Annotated in this window: 16 protein-coding genes, 1 tRNA gene and 3 pseudogenes; 7 read left to right on the top strand and 13 right to left on the bottom strand. The window is 37.9% G+C overall.

The annotated features are described in order from the left end of the window. Positions 1-266 precede the first annotated feature (266 nt). The 8 genes from A9Y75_RS01005 to A9Y75_RS01040 all read right to left on the bottom strand — a co-directional run bounded on the left by A9Y75_RS01005 (position 267) and on the right by A9Y75_RS01040 (position 7,598). Complete coding sequence (locus tag A9Y75_RS01005; RefSeq protein ID WP_071187400.1) at positions 267-2,198, bottom strand: formylglycine-generating enzyme family protein; 1,932 nt, start codon at positions 2,196-2,198, stop codon at positions 267-269. A gap of 8 nt (positions 2,199-2,206) precedes the next feature. After that, positions 2,207-3,301 (bottom strand): VWA domain-containing protein, encoded by a 1,095-nt coding sequence (locus tag A9Y75_RS01010; protein WP_071187402.1) that lies wholly within the window; start codon positions 3,299-3,301, stop codon positions 2,207-2,209. Then, positions 3,298-4,245 carry a MoxR family ATPase gene (locus A9Y75_RS01015; protein ID WP_071187404.1) on the bottom strand — a complete coding sequence of 316 codons (948 nt, stop codon included), beginning with the start codon at positions 4,243-4,245 and terminating at the stop codon, positions 3,298-3,300. Before A9Y75_RS01015 ends, A9Y75_RS01010 begins: the two co-directional genes overlap by 4 nt. Beyond that, complete coding sequence (locus A9Y75_RS01020; protein ID WP_143046338.1) at positions 4,232-5,245, bottom strand: hypothetical protein; 1,014 nt, start codon at positions 5,243-5,245, stop codon at positions 4,232-4,234. Before A9Y75_RS01020 ends, A9Y75_RS01015 begins: the two co-directional genes overlap by 14 nt. A gap of 64 nt (positions 5,246-5,309) precedes the next feature. Further along, positions 5,310-6,248 carry a trypsin-like peptidase domain-containing protein gene (locus A9Y75_RS01025; protein ID WP_071187408.1) on the bottom strand — a complete coding sequence of 313 codons (939 nt, stop codon included), beginning with the start codon at positions 6,246-6,248 and terminating at the stop codon, positions 5,310-5,312. 7 nt (positions 6,249-6,255) lie between these two features. Continuing rightward, entirely contained in the window at positions 6,256-6,606 is a 351-nt protein-coding gene (locus A9Y75_RS01030; RefSeq protein WP_071187410.1) for a CU044_2847 family protein, read from the bottom strand. 222 nt (positions 6,607-6,828) lie between these two features. Then, positions 6,829-6,899 (bottom strand) — tRNA-Cys (locus tag A9Y75_RS01035). A 96-nt stretch (positions 6,900-6,995) separates the two neighbouring features. After that, the gene (locus A9Y75_RS01040; RefSeq protein ID WP_071187412.1) at positions 6,996-7,598 is read right to left on the bottom strand and encodes a chromophore lyase CpcT/CpeT; all 603 of its coding nucleotides are present in this window, start codon (positions 7,596-7,598) and stop codon (positions 6,996-6,998) included. Positions 7,599-8,025: 427 nt separating this feature from the next. On the opposite strand from A9Y75_RS01040, the gene A9Y75_RS01045 reads away from it, so the two are divergent. After that, the gene (locus A9Y75_RS01045) at positions 8,026-9,039 is read left to right on the top strand and encodes a PstS family phosphate ABC transporter substrate-binding protein (RefSeq protein WP_071187414.1); all 1,014 of its coding nucleotides are present in this window, start codon (positions 8,026-8,028) and stop codon (positions 9,037-9,039) included. 124 nt (positions 9,040-9,163) lie between these two features. After that, positions 9,164-10,078 carry a phosphate ABC transporter permease subunit PstC gene (gene pstC / locus A9Y75_RS01050; protein WP_071187415.1) on the top strand — a complete coding sequence of 305 codons (915 nt, stop codon included), beginning with the start codon at positions 9,164-9,166 and terminating at the stop codon, positions 10,076-10,078. Positions 10,079-10,109: 31 nt separating this feature from the next. On the opposite strand, the pseudogene A9Y75_RS01055 reads toward pstC, so the two are convergent. Continuing rightward, positions 10,110-10,373: pseudogene (locus tag A9Y75_RS01055) on the bottom strand (chromophore lyase CpcT/CpeT); the annotation flags it as partial. A gap of 303 nt (positions 10,374-10,676) precedes the next feature. On the opposite strand from A9Y75_RS01055, the gene pstA reads away from it, so the two are divergent. From pstA to A9Y75_RS01070, 3 genes are all read left to right on the top strand, one after another. Continuing rightward, positions 10,677-11,600 carry a phosphate ABC transporter permease PstA gene (pstA, locus tag A9Y75_RS01060; protein WP_071187417.1) on the top strand — a complete coding sequence of 308 codons (924 nt, stop codon included), beginning with the start codon at positions 10,677-10,679 and terminating at the stop codon, positions 11,598-11,600. Further along, the gene (gene pstB, locus A9Y75_RS01065) at positions 11,594-12,388 is read left to right on the top strand and encodes a phosphate ABC transporter ATP-binding protein PstB (protein WP_071187419.1); all 795 of its coding nucleotides are present in this window, start codon (positions 11,594-11,596) and stop codon (positions 12,386-12,388) included. The genes pstA and pstB overlap by 7 nt, the downstream gene beginning before the upstream one ends. A 164-nt stretch (positions 12,389-12,552) precedes the next feature. Continuing rightward, positions 12,553-14,352, top strand: coding sequence for an aspartate kinase (locus A9Y75_RS01070; RefSeq protein WP_071187421.1), 1,800 nt, complete (start codon positions 12,553-12,555; stop codon positions 14,350-14,352). Positions 14,353-14,510: 158 nt separating this feature from the next. Here A9Y75_RS01070 and msrA read toward each other — a convergent pair whose 3' ends face one another. From msrA to A9Y75_RS01085, 3 genes and pseudogenes are all read right to left on the bottom strand, one after another. Then, entirely contained in the window at positions 14,511-15,176 is a 666-nt protein-coding gene (msrA, locus tag A9Y75_RS01075) for a peptide-methionine (S)-S-oxide reductase MsrA (RefSeq protein ID WP_071187423.1), read from the bottom strand. 132 nt (positions 15,177-15,308) lie between these two features. Further along, positions 15,309-15,984: pseudogene (locus A9Y75_RS01080) on the bottom strand (ABC transporter permease); the annotation flags it as partial. Between the two features lie 65 nt (positions 15,985-16,049). Further along, entirely contained in the window at positions 16,050-17,099 is a 1,050-nt protein-coding gene (locus A9Y75_RS01085; protein WP_071187425.1) for an ABC transporter permease, read from the bottom strand. Positions 17,100-17,205: 106 nt separating this feature from the next. Between A9Y75_RS01085 and A9Y75_RS01090 the strand changes: the two genes are divergently transcribed. Next, positions 17,206-17,580, top strand: coding sequence for a hypothetical protein (locus tag A9Y75_RS01090; protein WP_236721293.1), 375 nt, complete (start codon positions 17,206-17,208; stop codon positions 17,578-17,580). Continuing rightward, on the top strand, positions 17,580-17,876 hold the full coding sequence (locus A9Y75_RS01095; RefSeq protein ID WP_071187429.1) for a hypothetical protein: 297 nt from the start codon (positions 17,580-17,582) through the stop codon (positions 17,874-17,876). The genes A9Y75_RS01090 and A9Y75_RS01095 overlap by 1 nt, the downstream gene beginning before the upstream one ends. 37 nt (positions 17,877-17,913) lie before the next feature. Here A9Y75_RS01095 and A9Y75_RS01100 read toward each other — a convergent pair. After that, positions 17,914-18,963: pseudogene (locus A9Y75_RS01100) on the bottom strand (ATP-binding cassette domain-containing protein); the annotation flags it as partial. Positions 18,964-18,981: the final 18 nt, after the last annotated feature.

The raw sequence follows: 18,981 nt of genomic DNA on the forward strand, positions 1-18,981 counted from the left end.
GGATATTTCATTTTATATTTACTACTCAAATTACATCATTTTTTGTCTGAATCAGGATTTACAAGATTAAAGGATTAACAGGATATTTCATTTTATATTTTTAGTCATAGCTCAATAAAACAATCAATGACAATCAGTATCAGAAAACCTATAAACACAACGACCAAACCATCCTGTAAATCCCTAAATCCTGGATATCCTGATTCAGACAATCGCAAGGGTAAAGGAAAGAAGGGAAAAGGGCAAAAGGGTAAGAGTATAAAGGGCTACAGAGTCCACGCAGCAACACACACAACACGAAAACCGTAGCTGTTGTAGACGAAGCCCGCATCGACATTGAAGCGATAAGCCGAACGGCAATTTTCAGGAAGATAGAGCCAAGAACCGCCACGCAGCATTTTGCCACTTTTAGTTTCATTGCTTATCCATGCGCTTCCATCCGTAGGTGCATCTTTATAATTACTATGCCAATCATCTTGACACCACTCCCACACATTGCCGTGCATATCATATAATCCAAATTCATTCGCTATTTTAAAACTTCCTACTTCTGTTGTTTCTCCTCTATCAATTCCTTTAACTCCATCTCCATAAGTATAGTTACCATCATAATTAGCTAAATCTGTGGTAATTGTCTCGCCAAAATGAAATGGTGTAGTAGTTCCGGCACGACAAGCATATTCCCATTCTGCTTCACTGGGCAGTCTATAGGGTCTTTGGGTAGATTTTGATAGTCTGGCACAAAACTCAACAGCATCATGCCAAGAAACCGATTCTACAGGGCGATTTGCTCCTTTAAACCTAGATGGGTCTAATTTTAGTTCTTGGTTCACCTGAGGTAAAGCGGCTACTGCTTGCCATTGTGCTTGGGTTACTGGATATTTACCCAATAAAAACGGTTGCACTGTGACTTGATGCTGGGGACTCTCATTTTCTCTGCGTTTTGGTTCGTTCTCTGGTGAACCCATCATAAAACTGCCACCAGAAATTGCTACCATTTCTAATTGAACACCATTAACTAAGTCTTCTATAAACTGCTGTGTTTGGCGAGAATGACGGTTAATAATTAGTTGAGAACCATCAATCCATTGATTAATTGCGGTTTTGAAATTTGTTTTTGTAACTTTTTTACCAAATACTTCTGTTAACAATTTCCATAATTTTGAAGCAATCCACTTTATAGTTCCCTCATTATGATTACCTAAAGCAGCAATGTCTTTATAATTTAGATTTTCTAATGTTCCTTCTAAGATGATTTTCTGAATTTCATCCAAGTGATTTCCAGTTTTATTAAATACTGCTTCATCAACTTCAATCAGATTATTACTATTTAATTGATTAGATTGATTAATTTCTATAAGTGCAACTTCAAAATTAAAAGGTTTTAGGTTAATAGATGTCTCACCTTCATCTGCAATCGTGATAGTAGCAAATTCAAATTCAAAGGTTTTTATTTCTGGTAAACCATTAATTTCAAGAGGTTTAGAAGGTTTAATAGCCGATTCTAATTTCTGCCTAATATCATATAATTCTTTTAAACCTCCACTTCTGGAATTTCTTATATATTCCTGTACATACTTGGCATAATTTAATAAATCTGTTTCCTTTTCTAACTGGGGTGATAATTCCTCCGTTAATCTTGCTAACCTTGCTAATTCTACTCTCACACCTGAATTACCAGAAATTTGACTATTTAAACCACTGCTAGTTTCTAAAAATCTTTGGATAATTTCCCTTGCTGCTTGTTTACATTCTTTGTCACCCAAATACACCATTGCTGCCCAGCGTTGTGCCTCTAATTCCTGTTGTCTTCTCCCAGGATTCAGCCTACTTAAATAATTGACATAATTAATTAAAACTTGTGCGACTTGCTGCATTTGCTTATCGCTCTTATCACCATAATGTTGCTTCATTTCCTCCAGCAAATATGCTCTAACATGAGTATCCATTGCATAAAGTTCATAACCCACTTGACTGCACAAATCAGATAATAATAAATCAACCTCTGCTACCCAAGGAACTTGTTCACTGCGTAAAAATTGATTGCGTAAATAATTGACTAATTCAGGAGTCAATACCAAAGGTAAAGCCGCATGATAAGCTAATAACCTATAAGATTCATCAAACCGCCAAACAAACCTATCTACAGCTTGTTTTGCCTGTTCTCGTAATTGTTGTTTTTCAAATTCATCTGTCATGAGCAAGTTTAATGGAGGTGTTGTAAGGTTTTTCCACGCACAATATCAATAGCATTGCTTAAACCATTATTATCCATCTGATACATAGGAATCAAATTAGCAATTATTTCGGCTGAACTGCCAAACCAGCGTTTTTCAGGCATAGGATTTAACCAAGCTATTAAAGAAGTGTGTCGCTGTAACTTAAATAAAAAACTGCTAGTTGCTCTAATTCGGTTTAATGTCCGATAACCTCTCGCTGCACCAGCATCACTGACAATTAAAATGCTAGTTTTATTATCGCAGGTTGCTAATACTTTATTTAAAGCAATTGGTTCTGTTAAATAAATATCTTTGTAAACACTATTAACTGGTACATTCTGAAAGTAAAATACATTGACATTTTCCGGTTGTAAAGAACTTTCATAAAGTGCTGTTTCTACAAAATCACGACTGAAGCGATGAAAAGGTGTCATTGAGCCATTTTGATCAACCAGCAGCAATAAATGGGCATGATTCCGTTCTCGTCGTCGGTAAACTGGTGCTAAATAAAATCCCTGGTGTGTGGCTTTTTCAATAGTCGCTTTGATATCTAAAACATCTAATTGTCCGTCAGCAACAGGAAGCCGGAGATATCGCCAACCATAAATCATTGAACGCCGAGAAAGGGGATAATATGCCTGTAATGTCCCATTATCCTCCATTTCTGTGAGTGTAAAAGGAGCGCGAATTGGTAGAAATTCTAGTTCTGTTTCAGGCTTTAACTCAGCAACAATTTCTTCCGGTGGTAGCGATGAAATTTCTGGGATTTCTTCTACCCGTTGAAAATGAGATTTATATTTTGGTTCTTTGTTTAGAGGCTTTTTTTCATCCTGTTTCGGTTTTGAAATCACCTCTAGAGAATCCCAGATAGAATCAAATAAGTTTTGTTGAGATAGAGAATGACACCATAAAATTTGCAATGTCTCTGCTAATGCTTCTGGATTTTCACAAAATCCCCCCTCAACAGCTTTTCTTGCTGCTAAAAATTCGCCTACACCAAGCTGGTAAATATTTTTATAATCATTTTGGCGTAAACGAATAAAAGCGCGAATTATCACTTCTTGGGGGTTAAAATCACTCATGATACTTGAGTTTTTTTAGTATATTTTTTCCAGTCCTGTTGTAGTTTGAATAATAATTCTGGATAGGGAAGTAAATCATCGTCCTTGAGTTTGGTTGCATTGTAAGGTTCAGACTCAAAGGTATGGAGTGCTTTTAACCAATCAAGAAATTCACTAGTTCCTGGTTTTTTAAAGAGTCCACCTTCATTCCACACTTGTAAAAACCTTTCAATGGCATTATCTACTAAATTCTTAGCTGTAGATTTTCCCTCAACAATTTGATCACTGTGCTTTTCAACAATTTGCTGTAACAGTTTAGAATCATTAGGAAATTCTACATAATGATATAAACAACGGCGCAGAAATGGTGCAGGTAAATTACCTTTTTCTTTATTACTGGTAATAATCACAATTGGTTTATGGGTAGCTGTAATTGTTTCCCCTGTTTCTTTAATTTTAAATTGCCAAGGTTCATCTAAAACCGTCAGTAAATCATTTGGAAAGTCTAAATCAGCTTTATCAATTTCATCAATTAAAACCACTGCTGGACATTCTTTCAGGTCAAAGGCTTTGCCTAATGCTCCAAATGTCCGATAATCTTTAGCATTAGCAGGATTACGTTTATCATTTATTAATTCATTAAATTTCTCTGTTTGCACATCATGAAGTCGTAAAATTGCATCATATTCATAAAGTCCATCTTGCGCTTTTGTGGTAGAACGAATATCCCACCGGTAAAGAGGTAATTCTAACTCATAAGCAACAGCGGAAGCGAGACGAGTTTTACCACAGCCAGCATCTCCTTCTAATAGTAATGGTCGTTTGAGATAGAGGGCTAAATTAACAGCTTTTTTTAAAGGTTCAGAAACTACATAAGGTTCTCGGTTTTTTGGTGAATCTTCGTGGGGATTTTGAGGGCGAAGTTCGGGGTTGTTGGTGAATGTAAGACGGTTAGTTTTTTCCATAAAAATATTCCTGTAATTTTGAACAAACGCTTTCTGGAGTTCCTTCACTTTCTTCATGAATATTCTTGGCTTCTTTGTGAATTTCATCACAATCTTGAATATTGGCAAAGCGAGGAAATAATTTATGATGCGATATTAACCAATTACTAATATCTTCAACAGTCCAATCAAGTAAAGGAATTTCAATCATTTTATCATGATTTAAAGTCACTTCTTGACAAAAGTTAGATGAATTTATAGGAAATGGACTTTCTGCAATCAGAGCAAATATCAACCTATTTCTTTTTTGGTTGAATAAAGACTTATTTTTGTTGATCAAAGGTTGCCAAAATATTTTTATAAACCAATCAATAAACTCCTCTTTGTCTTCTAATCTATTAATACTTTTAATTTCAAAAAATATAGTATCTCCTAGTGATAAAGATGAAACTATTTTTTCATGAATTTCATTTATTATACTAAATAATCTATTTTCATCATCTTCTAAACAAGAGGATATTTCAATACCCAAATAACCTGAAATTGCGTTGATAAAACCATATTTATTAGATTTATAAGTATTAGATTCAAAATTTATTGTCCGTCGTGGACAAGTTTCTATTTGATTACTGATAATTACATCTATAAATTCTTCAATACAGTATTTACCTAACTGTTTTTTGCTTTTCTGAAGAAACAAAAGAATAGCTCCACCTTCTGTTTCATACTGCTTTTTGAGTGATTCAGCAATTTCTCTCGATTTGGAAAAGTCTATTTTTTGAAAGCTCTTTTCTAAATTTAAATGGCGTGTATCTGGATTAGAACTATTTTTATCTAATTCTGATAGTTTACCATATAGTTCTTGAATTTCTTTCAAAAGCCTTTCTGCCTTTCTAGAAAGTTTTAATTCAACATCTCCAGTCATGACTTCATCTAAATCAGCCTCTACCTTGGCAAGTTCTTCTCCCTTGGATGCTATACGTCTATTTAAAAAAATTCTATTATTCTCCTCCATTGTCATAATCATTTCTTTTTGTTGGTAAATCTTATTAAATAAATAATAGTAGAATTGATATAATTCATTCTCAATTCAGCTTGGCTTTTAGATCCTGAATTTCTTTCAAAAGTCTTTCTGCTTTTCTAGAAAGTTTTAATTCAATATCTTGAGGAACAACTTCATCTAAATCAGCCTGTACTTTAGCAAGTTCTTCTTCCTTTGCAGCTATACGTTTTTTATAAAACTCACTGCTTGAATTTGAAGATGGTTCTTCTTGAGAGGTTTCTGGAGAATTATTGATTTTTGTTGATTTCTCTTGAACAGCTTGATTTAAAAAACTCCAAGTCTCAACTAAGACTTTTGCAGGAATCATGTACGCAACCTTAAGATCCTTTCGCAATTCATCAGAAGGTTTTCCGACTGTATTATCTGAGTATTTAGAAAGTTCTGAAGAAACAACTATTCCTACAAAACTAGCTAATTCTTCATCCCAAACAGGCGTACCACTAAAACCTGGTTCAATATAGAATGAAGACTGCTTTTCTACTTCCATCTGTACCAATCCCAATCTATCACCGACTGCACCTAACAGTTTTCCTTTTGTAATTACACCCTGATCACGTCCTTCAGGAAATCCTAAAACAGAAAATTGATGATTATTAGTATCTGCCAAACTTAGTTGGAAAGTTATATTGTTTGTTGGTAATTTCTCCAAAAATTCCAGAACAGCAATATCTTCCCCATAGGAATAATTAGGATTAGATTGAGGTTTCCAGCACTTGACATTTGCTTCAAACTTTTTCTTGTTGTCTCCAGCACAAAAAGGGAAATCTAACTTGATTAAACTTTGAGGTTTTTCTTGAGTAGTATGATTAATTCCTAAAGCATCTGCAACTACATGAGCGCAAGTGACAATGTATTGATCAGATATCAGAAAACCACCACCTACTACATTGATTACATTCTCATCAGCAGAAGTGTAAATTCTAGCAATTCTGGTTTTATAGGATTCATTTGTATATGTCATAAATTAACTATGCTGTTGTTTTATTCTCTGTTTCCTTATTCCATTTGACTGTGATTTCAAAAGTTAACTCGCTTCCCAGAGAACTAAACACAATTCCAGCATTAGCAGTAAGTTTGATACCAAACTTTATCTCTGTTTCATCAGGAGTAATATCCTTCAACTTAGAAACAACAGTAGCAATAACAGGTTTAATCTCATTGAGTGCGTCGTCAAACGTTTTTGTTACGGTACTTACATCAACCCCACTAACCCGCGATACAGGTAGTTGTTCACCAGATTTTACTGGTTGTCTATCTACTTCTACTAAAAAGTTTGTTCCATCTGCTAAGGTAAACGCTACTAATTGCTTATCTGCCATATTGTTTAAATTAGTGTTAATTAGGCTATGCAACGTCAAATATACAACATTACCTGCATATTTTAAAAGTAAAAAACCGCACTAGAAATAATTTGTAAATTGGTGTATTTTCCGTATTTTTACCCCAAAATTGCACCAAACAATAAGGGACGAGTATCACACCCGTCCCTGTACTCATTGCTAAAAGCCTTGAATTTCTCGGCTTTAGATGCTTTTTCCTAAAGGCGACACCCGGATTTGAACCGGGGGTGAAGGTTTTGCAGACCCTTGCCTTACCACTTGGCTATGTCGCCAGACTCGCCACTATTGATAGTATCACTATTTTTGCCCAATTGCATCATCTGGCGGAAAAATTTTCTGGACAGGCCAGAAGCCTGTCCTACAGTGATTCAAAAATCAGAACTTAATTTCACTTCATCAGCAAAGTTGCCCCAGCGGACAAAGTAAAATGGCCCAGCGACAGAACCCCAAACGTGTTCATCTGTATCGGGATTTCGTCCTCTATCGCGGCTGATGAACTTTTCACCATCAATTTCAAAATCACTATCCAAATAGGTTCTTTGCCCGTCACGCATGACAATACAACCCTTTCCGGGTTCGACTGTGCCTTTGAAGTGGCTACCAGTCCAGTCTACAATCATATTGCAACCAGAAAGCCTTTCCAAGCGATCGCTCGTTAAAGTCTGCAACCTTGGTAAATCACGGGAAGCACCATAAAAGTCTTTTTCTTCTTTGACAGTATAGTTTTCAATATGGATTTTATCCCCTACTGTCTGCAAATTTAACACCCGCACCCGATAGGGTTTATTCAGCATATAGTCATAAGCTTGTTCCACAAACAAACTCACCCCTGACAATACCCCAAAATCAAGCGGACGCATACATACACGAATATGGGCAAAAAAAGCCGGATTCTCAAAAACTTGGGCTTGATTGCTAAAATCAGCCGCCATCCAACGGGCTAAAGTGGCTATATCTGTAGAATGAGTCATATCAATTTTAAATTTTGGATTTTGGATTTTAGGACACAGGCTGAAAACCGCCTGTTATACATTGGCTAATTTTAAACCTTGGCGTGTCACTAGAACAGTGCTGAGTCCTTCCCCTATTCCCTATTCCCTAATAAATCAGGACTTACGCAAAACCTGACTCTTGCGTAAGTTCTATAAATGTAGAGAGTAGAGACGTTCCATGGAACGTCTCTACATTCTTTTTCGGAGATGTCTAATAGACTTTGCAGAATATTCACTAAAAATTAACCTCTGTCTAACCAAAAGTTAATTGCTAGATTACCTTGCCGTGCAATTTTATACTGTGTACGTATTATTTTCACAAGTTTTTAACTGAATACAACCATTGCTCTTTTAGAGCAATTGAGCGGAAATATTACGTCCAATAAACTAGGAGAGGAGTATTTTTGTGAACAAAGTTAATATTAAGCTTAACAGCTTGAAAGCATTAGGTGTAATTTCATTGATGACCGCCACCTTGGGCGTATCAATGTCTGCGGTTTTCTCCCAAAGTGTCAGAACAATCAAGATAGATGGTTCCAGCACTGTTTTCCCCGTGACTGAAGCAGTAGCAGAAGAATTCCAAAAATCTCAAAGAGGTAAAATTAGAGTTACCGTTGGTGTGTCTGGTACTGGTGGTGGCTTCAAAAAATTCTGTCGCGGTGAAACAGATATCTCCAATGCTTCCCGTCCCATTCTCCAAAAAGAAATTGATGAATGTAAAAAAGCTGGTACTCGCTACATTGAATTACCTGTAGCTTATGATGCTTTAACAGTAGTGGTTAATCCCGGCAACACTTGGGCTAAAAACCTGACAGTTGCTGAACTCAAGAAAATTTGGGAACCAGGAGCGCAAGGTAAGATTAATAACTGGAATCAAGTCCGTGCTGGATTTCCTAATGCACCTTTGAAGTTGTTTGGTGCTGGTACTAACTCTGGTACTTTTGACTATTTCACTGAAGCAATTGTTGGTAAATCTAAATCTAGCCGTGGTGATTTTACCGCTAGTGAAGACGACAATGTACTTGTACAAGGTGTTTCCCGCGATAAAAACGCCATTGGCTACTTTGGTTTTGCTTATTACGCAGAAAACAAAAATAAATTAAAGTCAGTGGCTGTTAATGGTGTAGCACCGTCGGAAACAACGGTAAAAAATGGTACTTATAATCCCTTGTCTCGCCCCATATTTATCTATGTCAGTGAGAAGGCTGCTAATAAGCCAGAGGTAAAACAGTTTATCCAATTTTACCTGCGGAATGCACCTAAGTTAGTGAAAGAAGTTAAATATGTACCTTTACCCGGTTCAGCTTACACCATTGCTCAAAGCCACTTCAACAAAAAGAGATTTGGTAGCATCTTTGGTGGTAAAGAAGCTGTTGGACTGAAGATTGACGAATTAATGCGTCGTGACGCTAAAGAATAAGCCTAGTATCGAATAAGACCCGTAGAGACGTTCCATGGAATGTCTCTACAGCTAAGGATAAAGCACTGATGTTGCGCCTATTTTCATCCATTTAACGTCATTATAAAGCGATCCCATCTCTAGCATGAACAATGCCAAACAAAATCAGTTTTCACCCAAGCTAACGCGAGATTTACAAGAACGGGCAATTGAGTCTATCTTGTTTCTAGCTGCACTTTCCTCAGTCGCAACTACAGTAGCAATTATCGGTATCTTACTTTACGAATCCATACTATTTTTCCAGAAAGTATCTTTATGGGAATTTCTAACAGATACTCAGTGGACACCATTATTTGATGACAAACATTATGGTATTTGGCCACTAGTTTCAGGAACTTTTGTCACTACAGTAGTAGCCTTATTCGTCGCCATACCACTGGGTACAATTATTGCTATTTATCTTAGTGAATTTGCTCCCCCCATAGTCCGAGAAATCGTGAAACCAGCCTTAGAACTACTAGCGGGGATTCCTACAGTAGTTTATGGTTATTTTGCTTTGTTATTCGTCACACCATTGTTGCAAAAAATTCTGCCAAATCTGCCTGGTTTTAGTATGTTGAGTGCAGGTTTAGTCATCGGTGTGATGATCATTCCTTACGTTAGTTCCCTGAGTGAAGATGCCATGCGGGCAGTACCCACACATCTGCGTGAGGGTTCTTATGCTACTGGGGCTACCCGCTTACAGACCGCATTAAGAGTAGTGTTACCAGCAGCGATTTCTGGAATAATAGCAGCTTACATTTTGGGGATATCTCGTGCAGCTGGTGAAACTATGGTAGTAGCGATCGCAGCAGGTGGACAACCTAACCTCACCCTCAACCCATTAGAACCAGCCGCGACAATGACAGCCTATATTGTCTCCGTCAGTCTTGGTGACTTACCTCATGGCAGCCTAGAATACGAAACTATCTTTGCAGTCGGACTCACTCTAGTACTGATGACTTTGTGTTTCAACGTCATTGGTCATTTTCTCACCAAGCGTTACCGAGAAATTTATTAAATTAGGTGACAGGTGACAGGTGACAGGTGACTTCTTTGACAGTATAGTTTTCAATATGGATTTTATCCCCTACTGTCTGCAAATTTAACACCCGCACCCGATAGGGTTTATTCAGCATATAGTCATAAGCTTGTTCCACAAACAAACTCACCCCTGACAATACCCCAAAATCAAGCGGACGCATACATACACGAATATGGGCAAAAAAAGCCGGATTCTCAAAAACTTGGGCTTGATTGCTAAAATCAGCCGCCATCCAACGGGCTAAAGTGGCTATATCTGTAGAATGAGTCATATCAATTTTAAATTTTGGATTTTGGATTTTAGGACACAGGCTGAAAACCGCCTGTTATACATTGGCTAATTTTAAACCTTGGCGTGTCACTAGAACAGTGCTGAGTCCTTCCCCTATTCCCTATTCCCTAATAAATCAGGACTTACGCAAAACCTGACTCTTGCGTAAGTTCTATAAATGTAGAGAGTAGAGACGTTCCATGGAACGTCTCTACATTCTTTTTCGGAGATGTCTAATAGACTTTGCAGAAGGCAGGAGGCAGGGGGAGAAGATTTTACGAATTACGAATTACGAATTATCAACATGACAACTCTGAATATTCAACAAGTCCGCAAGACTATTGCCCGTAATAAGCGGTCAGAATATATTTTCAACATCATTGGCTTTTTGTCAATGCTGGTTGGTATTGCCACACTAGTTGCGCTGTTATTTGACTTGGCTAGTGATGGCTTACCGCGTCTTTCCTGGCAATTTTTGACTTCCTTTCCTAGTCGCAAGTCGGAAGAGGCAGGTATTCTCTCTGCTTGGGTAGGAACATTATTAGTAATGTCAGTAACAGCATTCATAGCGATTCCCATAGGTATAGCATCGGGGATTTACTTAGAAGAATACGCCCGAAAAAACTGGATTTCTGATTTAATTGAAATTAACGTCACCAACCTAGCCGGAGTTCCCTCAATTATTTACGGACTTCTAGCTTTGGGAGTATTTGTCTACGGATTAAATCTTGGTCAAAGTGTTATTACTGCTGGGTTAACCTTGGCATTATTAGTTTTACCCGTAGTAATTGTTTCCACCCGTGAGGCTTTGCGGGCTATCCCCAATAGTATCCGCGAAGCTGCTTATGCAGCAGGTGCTTCCAAGTGGCAAATGATTTGGGATCATATTCTCCCTTACTCAACAGGTACAATTATTACTGGGATTATTGTGGCTATGGCGCGGGCTATTGGTGAAACTGCACCTCTAATTACCATTGGGGCGCTGACATTCATTGCTTTTTTACCAGAACCGCCATTTACAGGGCAGTTTCCTTATATTTCCTTTTCTTGGTTACTTGCCCCATTCACAGTCATGCCCATACAGATGTTCGATTGGATATCTCGCCCCCAGGCTGACTTTCAAGTAAATGCAGCTACCGCAGGTGTTGTCCTGATTGTCATTACTTTGGCTATGAACTCTGTAGCTATGTATATCCGTTATCGTTTACGCAAAACAATCAAATGGTAGAAACTAAATCTTCAACTGTAAACAGACCTATCAAAGCTTCTGTTAATTACCTGAATTTCTACTACGGTGGCACTGTTCATGCTCTGAAAGACATTAATATGTCCGTAGGTGAGAAACAAGTAACAGCGATGATTGGCCCTTCTGGATGTGGCAAAACCACTTTGTTACGTTGTTTCAATCGAATGCACGATCTTTATCCGGGAAATCGCTATCAAGGGGAAATTGCTTTAGAACCAGATGGGATTAATTTGCTCGGTAAGAAAATTGACCCCATTGAGGTACGGATGCGGATTAGTATGGTATTTCAAAGACCTAATCCTTTTCCGAAGTCTATTTATGAAAATGTGGCTTATGGTTTGCGGGTAAGAGGTGAATCTAGACGTGCAGTTATTGATGAGAAGGTAGAGAAAGCTTTACGTAGTGCGGCTTTGTGGAATGAAGTAAAAGATCGCTTGCATGATTTAGCTTTTAATCTTTCTGGGGGTCAACAACAGCGGTTGTGTATTGCTCGTGCTTTGGCTACTGACCCGGAAATTATTCTATTTGATGAGCCAACATCTGCCCTAGACCCCATAGCTACCGCTAGTATTGAAGAATTGATTGCTGAACTCAAACAAACAGTAACGATTTTGATTGTTACTCACAATATGCAACAGGCAAGTCGTGTGTCTGACTATACGGCTTTTATGTATTTAGGGGAATTGGTAGAGTTTAATAGAACTGAGATCATTTTTAATCAACCAGTGCAGCAAAAGACCGCTGACTACGTAAATGGTCGTTTTGGTTGAGATGTGGATTAATTACAAAGTAATCAGGAAATTTAAATTTTCTGGTTTGTGCGATCGCTGTTTCTGTTAATTTAATCTAAATATCTGGTCATACTTCAAGGCTTCCCGACGGGAGTGTTGATTATAGCCAGCACAATTGATTGAATATTAAAAGATTTACAGTTATGGCGCTCATAGTTCAGAAATACGGTGGTTCATCTGTTGGTTCAGTCGAACGCATTCAAGCTGTTGCACAGCGAGTTAACAAAACTGTAAAAGCAGGAAACTCGGTGGTGGTAGTTGTTTCAGCAATGGGGAAAACCACCGATGGACTTGTGAAACTTGCTAACGAAATCTCTAAAAGTCCTAACCGTCGGGAAATGGATATGCTGCTTTCCACTGGGGAGCAAGTTACCATTGCTTTACTAAGTATGGCTTTGCAGGAAATTGGACAAGCTGCAATTTCTATGACTGGCGCTCAGGTAGGAATTGTTACTGAAGCTGAACATACTCGCGCTCGGATTTTACATATTGAAACTGAACGCTTGATGCGGCAAATCAAGGCAGGTAAGGTTGTTGTCGTGGCTGGATTTCAAGGTATCAGCAGCACAGAAGAATTAGAAATTACCACTTTGGGACGTGGTGGTTCTGACACTTCCGCAGTGGCTTTGGCAGCAGCAATCGGAGCGGATTTTTGTGAAATTTATACCGATGTCCCAGGGATTTTAACTACAGATCCGCGTCTTGTCCCAGAAGCTCAGTTGATGACCGAAATCACCTGTGATGAAATGCTGGAATTGGCAAGTTTAGGCGCAAAAGTGCTGCATCCCCGCGCTGTGGAAATTGCTCGGAATTATGGTGTGCCTTTGGTGGTACGCTCAAGTTGGACGGAGCAGCCAGGGACTTGGGTAACAACGCCTCATAGTCCAGAGCGATCCCTTGTCAATTTAGAATTAGCTCGTCCTGTTGATGCTGTAGAATTTGATAGCGACCAAGCAAAAGTATCTTTGTTGCGTGTTCCCGATAAGCCAGGTGTAGCATCGCGGTTATTTGGAGAAATTTCTCGGCAAAATGTAGACGTTGACTTGATTATTCAGTCAATTCATGAAGGTAATAGTAATGACATTGCTTTTACTGTAAATACACCAATATTAAAAAGAGCAGAAGCCGTAGCCGCCGCCATAGCACCAGCATTAAGAAATCAACCGAACTCTGATGAAGCTGAGGTAATAATAGAAAAAGATACGGCAAAAGTGAGTATTGCTGGTGCAGGAATGATTGGTCGTCCTGGGGTTGCCGCTAAGATGTTTGCTACCTTAGCTGAAGCGGGGGTGAATATTCAGATGATTTCTACCAGTGAAGTGAAAGTTAGTTGTTTGGTAGATGCAGTTGATTGCGATCGCGCAATTGTAGCACTTTGTAGAGGCTTTGAAATCACCGCTTCCTCTACTTCCCTGACTCCCCCTGCTGTCAATTCTCCCGCAGTGCGTGGTGTGGCTTTAGACATGAATCAAGCTCGTTTGGCTATTCGTCAATTACCAGATATTCCCGGCATGGCAGGGCGGTTATTTGGGCTACTGGCAGAGTATAACATCAGCATTGATATGATTATTCAATCCCAGCGTTGTCGGGTGGTTGATGGCATTCCTCGGCGGGATATAGCCTTTACCGTGGCGAGGATGGATGCAGAAAACGCCCAAGCTAAATTACAACAAGTTGCGGCACAGATCGGATGGGGTGAAGTAGTCTTAGATAGTGCGATCGCTAAAGTTAGTATCGTCGGTTCTGGTATGGTAGGACAACCAGGTATTGCAGCCAAAATGTTTGAGGCTTTAGCAGAACACCAAATCAACATTCAAATGATTGCCACATCGGAGATTAAAATTAGCTGTGTTGTGGCACAAGAAGAAGGGGTGAAAGCTTTGCAAGTCATTCACGCTGCTTTTGATTTAGCTGGCAGCGAGAAATTTGTAGTTCCAGTTTAAACTACAGATACAGACTTGCGGTACTAGTCTGTATCCATTTCCTGAAAACTGCTTTTATAGCAACGGACAAGGCGTTTAGGACATCACCCAATGCTAAAACTGAGACAATAAAAGGCTTCTAGCACTGTCACCTGTCACCTGTTCCCTGTCACCTGCTTTTAATTCACAGTCGCTTCAGCAATACCCACTGGACAAGCAACATTAGTACCACCTAAACCACAATAACCACCTGGGTTTTTAGCTAGATACTGTTGATGGTAGTCTTCAGCATAGTAAAATTCAGGTGCATCTAAGATTTCTGTGGTAATCTGTCCATAGCCTGCACCGTTGAGTGCCTTTTGATAAGCGTCCCGCGATGCTTCTGCTAGTTGCTTTTGCGTTTCTGAATAAACATAAATTCCCGAACGGTATTGAGTACCAGAATCATTACCTTGACGCATTCCTTGGGTGGGGTTGTGGCTTTCCCAAAAAACTTTTAGCAGTTGAGTATAACTAATTACTTTGGGGTCAAATACAACTAACACTACTTCATTATGACCAGTCTGCCCGCTGCATACTTCATTATAGCTGGGGTTGGGTGTGTAACCGGCAGCATAACCAACCGCAGTAGTATAAACTCCGTTTTGTTGCCAAAATTTACGTTCTGCACCCCAAAAACAGCCTAATCCAAACATGGCTGTTTCTAAGCCTTCAGGAAAAGGTGCTTTGAGGGGATTTTTGTTAACGTAATGATGTGCAGGTACTCGCATTACTTCTTTGCGTCCGGGTAAAGCTTGCTCAGGTGAAGGCATTCCCGACTTTTTACCAAATCCGAATATTCCCATGATTTTTGATGTGTATGATGAATGATTGCTATTCTTCTTTATTGTAAATATTCTCAGGTCTAAAGACACCCTGGATTCTTTAATCTAAGATATGAGCGAGCGGACAGTGTTATTCTTGAAGGATAGAAGTATTTATTGGCTATCACCTTTAAGATAGGGAATACCTAATGCTTTTGGGGGTGTGGATTTGCCGGCTAATCCTACTAATGCCAAAATAGCGATAATATAGGGCAACATCAGCAAAAATTGATAGGGAATATTCGCACCTAAAGCTTGAATTCGCAGTTGTAAAGCTTCTGTAGCACCAAATAATAAAGAAGCCAAAAGGATGCCATTTACCAAATATTAACGCTGCGATCGCAATAAATCCTTTTCCTGCACTCATCCCTTCGGCAAAAAATCTAATCTGCACTAATGTAAGATAAGCACCCCCCAAACTCGCAAGACAGCCACCAATAATCACAGCACAGTAACGCACTGATGACACAGATAAACCGGCGGTATCTACTGCTGGGGGATATTCACCCACTGCTCGCAAGGTTAAACCAAAGTTAGTATAATACAAAATATATGTAGTTAAGATAATTAGCAATAATAGTAAATAAACAAAAATATCTTGTTGAAATAGTAATTTTCCTATAATCGGAATTTTTGAGAAACCGGGAATTATGCTCGCTTCAATTCCTGGTAATCTTTGGGTACTACCATTAAATATTAATCGGGCTAAAAATGATGTTATTCCCGATGCTACTAAATTAATAGCTAAACCCGACACTAATTGATCAACTCGTAAACTAGCGACTAAATAATCTGAAAAAAAGTTATTCATAATTCCTAATTCATAATTCCTAATTCGTAATTCGTAATTCGTAATTAATTTTTAATTTCTTTTACTCGATATTCTAAAGCTAAAGCGATCGCAATAAATAATATTGTTAAACCTTGAATAGCATAAACTATAGTCGAGGGTACACCGGCGCTGCGTTGCATGACATTTGCACCACTACGCAAAGCAGCAAAAAACAGGGAAGTTAGCACTATACCAAAGATATTACCACGACTTAAAAATGCGATCGCGATCGCGATCGCATCAAATCCATAACCAGGTGATACTTGTTCAAATAGCCGATATTTCAAACCCATCACCTCACAAGCACCTGCTAAACCTGCTAAACCACCAGCTAAACCCATGACTAACATAATAGTTTGTTCTACGGAAATTTTGGCGTAACGGGCGGCTACAGGGTTAAATCCGACGGCATTAATTTGGTATCCTAAAGGCGATTTTGTTAATAAAATCCATAAAATTATCGCCGTAATTAATGCTAATAAAATTCCTGCATGAGCAAGACTTCCGGGTAAAATAATTGGTAATTGGGCAGTTTTGGCAATTAATTCTGAATAAGGACTAGGTGCGGCTGGTGCTTTTAAAGGATTTTGGACTAAATAGCTAATTAAATTTACAGCAATGTAATTTAACAGCAAAGTTGTAATTACTTCATTTACTCCTTTTATCGCTTTGAGATAACCAGGAATTAAACCCCAAAATGCACCAAAAATAAATCCCAAAAATAAGGCTAAAGGAATATGAATAAATGCAGGTATGCCTTGAATATATAAACCGATTAAACTACTTCCTAAAGCCCCTAAATAAATTTGTCCTTCCCCACCAATATTAAATTGACCAGCACGTAAAGCTACTAAAACTCCTAAACTGGTAAATAATAAAGGAGTCATTTTGGTAAGTGTGTTACCAAAACCAAAATAACTAGAAAGGGATTCTTGAAATAATGCGGTATATGCAATAATGGGATTAGCACCAGCAAGTAAGATGAGAATTGCACCAGCAAAAAGAGCAAAACCAATGGCAATTAATGGTGATATTATTAGTAATGTTCGTTTAAGTCTATTAGCTGTAAACATGATATTATTATCAACTAGCTATTAAGAATAACATAGGATTAAACTCCATTAATTAATTACCCTTAAAAAAGTGACAGACGAAACCAGGCAAGAAATAGCTAAAATCTTGGAAAAAGAGCTATCATTAAGAACAGTTATTCCTCCTAGAAGGCCAGGACAAGGTTTTCACTCATTTAGCGAATTTAAAAGAATTATAGGCTCTGCTGGTACTGGATATGCTTGGCATCATATTGTCGGACAAACAACTTCTAATTTACAGAAATTTGGAGCGCAAAGTATCCATAATACAGGTAATCTTGTTAAACTAGAACATGGGAGGGATACCATCCATCAAGAAATTACAAATTTTTACAATTCTATTCAATCTAATTTAACGGGTTTAGATAGTATTACAGTTAGACAATGGGTAGGAAATCAAAGTTTTGAAGAACAACAGGACTTTGGGATTAGGGTTATTAAAGCTTTTGGAGGTACAGTTTAATGTTAACTTTAGATGTGCAATCAATTTTAACCTCAATTACCAATGAAGTAGATTGGGAAAATATCATACAATTTGAAAAGCTAGATGAACGGGTAGAAATAGGTAATATGTTATGTCCTAATCTGATTGGTGTTAATGAAGGTTATATTGAATGGTGTCCTAATTCTGAACCACCTAGTCAGTTAGAAACTTTAACTTGGTGGTGGGTTATTCGTCCAGATTTAGGTGCAGCTATAGCTATTGAAGCCCCTGATGAATTGAAAAAAGTTATTGGCAAATATATTTTAGAAAATTAGGATATTGTGTGTATTAAGTTGCAATTTTTTTATCTGTTTAATTGACATTTTTTCCTCCACCCATCAATAAACCAATTTCCTCAATAGTAGTTTTTTGTGCATCCAAAATATCAATAAACTCACCTTTATACATTACCGCAATGCGATCGCTAATCGCCATCACTTCCTCTAACTCTGTGGAAATATACAAAATAGCCGCCCCTCGTTCCCTTGCTGCTAACAATTTAGTATGTACTACTTCTGTCGCACCCACATCTAAACCCCTAGTAGGCTGCATAGCAATAATTAAACTCGGTTCTCCTGCTAATTCTCGCGCTAAAACTACCTTTTGTTGATTTCCTCCTGATAGTTGACTTACCTGAACATCTTCAGAATTAATTCTAATATCAAACGCTTGCATTGCTAATTCAGCATTATTTTTAATTGCTTGTTTTTGTAATAAAAACCGCCGACAAAATGGTAACTTTTTAAAATTATTTAAAATCAAGTTTTGTCCAATATTAAATTGTAAGATTAATCCCATTTTTTGCCTATCTTCGGGGATATAACCAATTTTTATATCTTTATTAATTTCGGAATTATATTCAATTTTACCTTGTTTAATAGTTCGCAAACCTGCAATTGCATCTGCTAATTCTCGCTGTCCATTTCCATCTACTCCCGCAATTCCTAAAATTTCCCCTTCCCGCAACTGAAATGAGACATTTTTAACAGCATTCACACCTCTATCATCTGTAACTTGTAAATTTTCTGCCGATAACAATAACTTTCCTAAAGATGCTGGAGATTTCTGCAAATTTACAACTACTTCTCGTCCTACCATTAATTCTGCTAATTACTGAGATGTGGTATTTTGAGTATTTATTGTGGCTACAGCTTTTCCTCGACGTAAAACGGTGACATTATCACATAAATTTATCACTTCTTCTAATTTATGACTAATAAAAATAATTGTATTTCCGTTATTAGCAAGTTGGCGTAAAATGGTAATTAATGATAGTATCTGGGAAGGTGTTAAAACTGCTGTAGGTTCATCAAGAATTAATAATTTTGCTCCTCGGTAAAGGACTTTGAGAATTTCTACCCGAATATTTTAACATTGCTA

It is taken from the genome of Trichormus sp. NMC-1 (assembly GCF_001858025.1).
Lineage (GTDB): Bacteria > Cyanobacteriota > Cyanobacteriia > Cyanobacteriales > Nostocaceae > Anabaena.